Origin of the sequence: Nostoc sp. DedSLP03 (genome assembly GCF_034530815.1) — a bacterium.
Taxonomy (GTDB): domain Bacteria; phylum Cyanobacteriota; class Cyanobacteriia; order Cyanobacteriales; family Nostocaceae; genus Nostoc.
On record NZ_JAVRCK010000200.1, the window covers coordinates 1 to 3369 of the forward strand.

Annotated in this window: 2 rRNA genes; both read right to left on the bottom strand. The window is 50.5% G+C overall.

The window, feature by feature from the left end:
- Positions 1–48: 48 nt before the first annotated feature.
- Positions 49–166, bottom strand: a 5S ribosomal RNA gene (gene rrf, locus RM368_RS38105).
- Between the two features lie 135 nt (positions 167–301).
- A 23S ribosomal RNA gene (locus RM368_RS38110) occupies positions 302–3199 on the bottom strand.
- Between the last annotated feature and the right edge of the window lie 170 nt (positions 3200–3369).

Below are 3369 nucleotides of genomic sequence, written 5' to 3' on the forward strand. Positions count from 1 at the left end.
AAAAGCCCCAGGCGGGATGAGCTTGGGGCTTAAAGTTAGAATTATAAAACCTGGCATCGAGCTATTTTTGCGTAGGGCGACCCCTAAACTATCGTTGCCGCAACAGCGTTTCACCTCTGAGTTCGGGAAGGGTTCAGTGTGGTTCCACCGCGCAATAGACACCAGGAAAACCCTGGGGGAATTCAAAATTCAAAATTCAAAATTCAAAATGAAGAAAAAAGAATTTTAACTTTGAAGTTTCAAAACCCTGAAGACTGCAAGTAACGCGAATTAGCAATTTTAATTGACCAAATAATGTTGAGAGGTCAAGCCCTCGGTCTGTTAGCACGGCTCGGCTACATACATTACTGCACTTCCACCTACCGCCTATTAACCTGTGTTCTTCAGGTGACCTTACCCACTTAAAGTGGTGAGAGCACTCATCTTGAGGTGGGCTTCCCACTTAGATGCTTTCAGCGGTTATCCGCTCCGCACTTGGCTACCCAGCGTTTACCGTTGGCACGATAACTGGTACACCAGCGGTGCGTTCCTCCCGGTCCTCTCGTACTAAGGAGGACTCCTCTCAATGCTCTAACGCCTGCACCGGATATGGACCGAACTGTCTCACGACGTTCTGAACCCAGCTCACGTACCGCTTTAATGGGCGAACAGCCCAACCCTTGGGACGTACTTCCGCCCCAGGTTGCGATGAGCCGACATCGAGGTGCCAAACCTCCCCGTCGATGTGGACTCTTGGGGGAGATCAGCCTGTTATCCCTAGAGTAACTTTTATCCGTTGAGCGACGGCCATTCCACTCTGCGCCGTCGGATCACTAAGGCCTACTTTCGTACCTGCTCGAGTAGTCACTCTTGCAGTCAAGCTCCCTTTATGCCTTTACACTCGCCGCACGGTTTCCAAGCGTGCTGAGGGAACCTTTGCGCGCCTCCGTTACCTTTTAGGAGGCGACCGCCCCAGTCAAACTGCCCACCTGAAACTGTTCCCTGACCGGATAACGGTCATGGGTTAGAATTCTAGCTTCGCCAGAGTGGTATCTCACCGTTGGCTCCATACTCCCCACAAGGAATACTTCTTCGCCTCCCACCTATCCTGCGCAAGCCAAGCCCGAACACAATTCCAGGCTACAGTAAAGCTTCATAGGGTCTTTCTGTCCAGGTGCAGGCAGTCCGTATCTTCACAGACATTCCTATTTCGCCGAGTCTCTCTCTGAGACACCATCCAGATCGTTACGCCTTTCGTGCGGGTCGGAACTTACCCGACAAGGAATTTCGCTACCTTAGGACCGTTATAGTTACGGCCGCCGTTCACCGGGGCTTCGGTCGCTAGCTTCAAGGTTGCCCCCTGACCAACTTCCTTAACCTTCCGGCACTGGGCAGGCGTCAGCCCCCATACTGCGTCGATTTGACTTTGCGGAGACCTGTGTTTTTGGTAAACAGTCGCCTGGATCTCTTCACTGCGACCCACTTGTGACGGTGGGCACCCCTTCTTCCGAAGTTACGGGGCCATTTTGCCGAGTTCCTTAGAGAGAGTTATCTCGCGCCCCTTGGTATTCTCAACCTCCCTACCTGTGTCGGTTTCGGGTACAGGTAACTGTAAGTTAACGTGTTTAGAGCTTTTCTTGGAAGCTAGACTATGCCACTTCCCCACCGTAGTGGGTCGTACTCACGCCTCAACTCAAAACGTTTTCGCCGTCTCTCGACATCTTGACGCTTGAACCGGGAACCAACATCCGGCTGACACTCATCTTCTCCGTCCCTCTGCACAACCTACAATCAGTACGGGAATTTTAACCCGTTGTCCATCGACTACGCCGTTCGGCCTCGCCTTAGGTCCTGACTAACCCTCCGGGGACGAACCTGGCGGAGGAAACCTTAGGGTTTCGGGGTATTGGATTCTCACCAATATTTGCGCTACTCAAGCCGACATTCTCACTTCCGTTTCGTCCACAGCTGCTTGCCGCTACTGCTTCTACCTACGACGGAACGCTCCCCTACCGATTAACAATAAAGTTAATCCCACAGCTTCGGTACATCGCTTAGCCCCGTTCATTTTCGGCGCGAGAGCGCTTGACTAGTGAGCTATTACGCACTCTTTCAAGGGTGGCTGCTTCTAGGCAAACCTCCTAGTTGTCTGTGCACTCTCACCTCCTTTATCACTTAGCGATGATTTAGGGACCATTAGCTGGTGGTCTGGGCTGTTTCCCTCTTGACAATGAAGCTTATCCCCCACTGTCTCACTGGCAATGTGTGCTCTGGGTATTCAGAGTTTGTCTCGATTTGGTACCGGTCTCCCAGCCCGCACCGAAACAGTGCTTTACCCCCCAGATATAATCATTACCGCTGCGCCTAAACACATTTCGGGGAGAACCAGCTAGCTCCTGGTTCGATTGGCATTTCACCCCTAACCACAACTCATCCGCTGATTTTTCAACATCAGTCGGTGCGGACCTCCACTTGGTGTTACCCAAGCTTCATCCTGGCCATGGTTAGATCACCAGGGTTCGGGTCTATAAACACTGATCGATTTCGCCCTTTTCAGACTCGGTTTCCCTTTGGCTCCAGCATTCTCGCTTTAACCTACCAGTGCCTATAAGTCGCCGGCTCATTCTTCAACAGGCACGCGGTCAGACTTTTAATAGTCCTCCCACTGCTTGTAAGCTAACGGTTTCATGTTCTATTTCACTCCCCTTCCGGGGTTCTTTTCACCTTTCCCTCGCGGTACTGGTTCACTATCGGTCACACAGTAGTATTTAGCCTTACGAGGTGGTCCTCGCTGATTCACATGGGATTCCTCGTGCCCCATGCTACTCGGGATTGAGCTACTATCCTTTAACTTTCGACTACAGGACTTTCACCTTCTTTGGTGCAGTATTTAGCTGCTTCGTCTAGTCAAAGAGATTCGATCTTGCTCTCCCACTACCCCAAAAGGTAAACCCTTTGGTTTAGGCTCTTCCCCTTTCGCTCACCACTACTTAGGGAATCTCTTTATTGATTTCTTTTCCTCCAGCTAGTAAGATGTTTCAATTCGCTGGGTTGGCTCTTGACTGCCTATATATTCAGCAGCTAGTATTTAGGGTTGCCCCATTCGGAAATCTCCGGCTCAATGTTTGCTTCCAACTCCCCGGAGCATATCGTCGGTAACCACGTCCTTCATCGCCTCTGTGTGCCTAGGTATCCACCGTTAGCCCTTATTCGCTTGACCACTCACATTTTTGGTCTTCATTATGCATTTACATACAATTCAATACTGAATGTCTGTGTCTGCCTGCTAATTTCGCGTTAATATGCAGTTTTCATGGTTCTGGCTGAGATACACTCAGCAGTCTGACTCTGTTCAACTAAGTCATGTTGCTGAACTCTCACAAGTTTTAT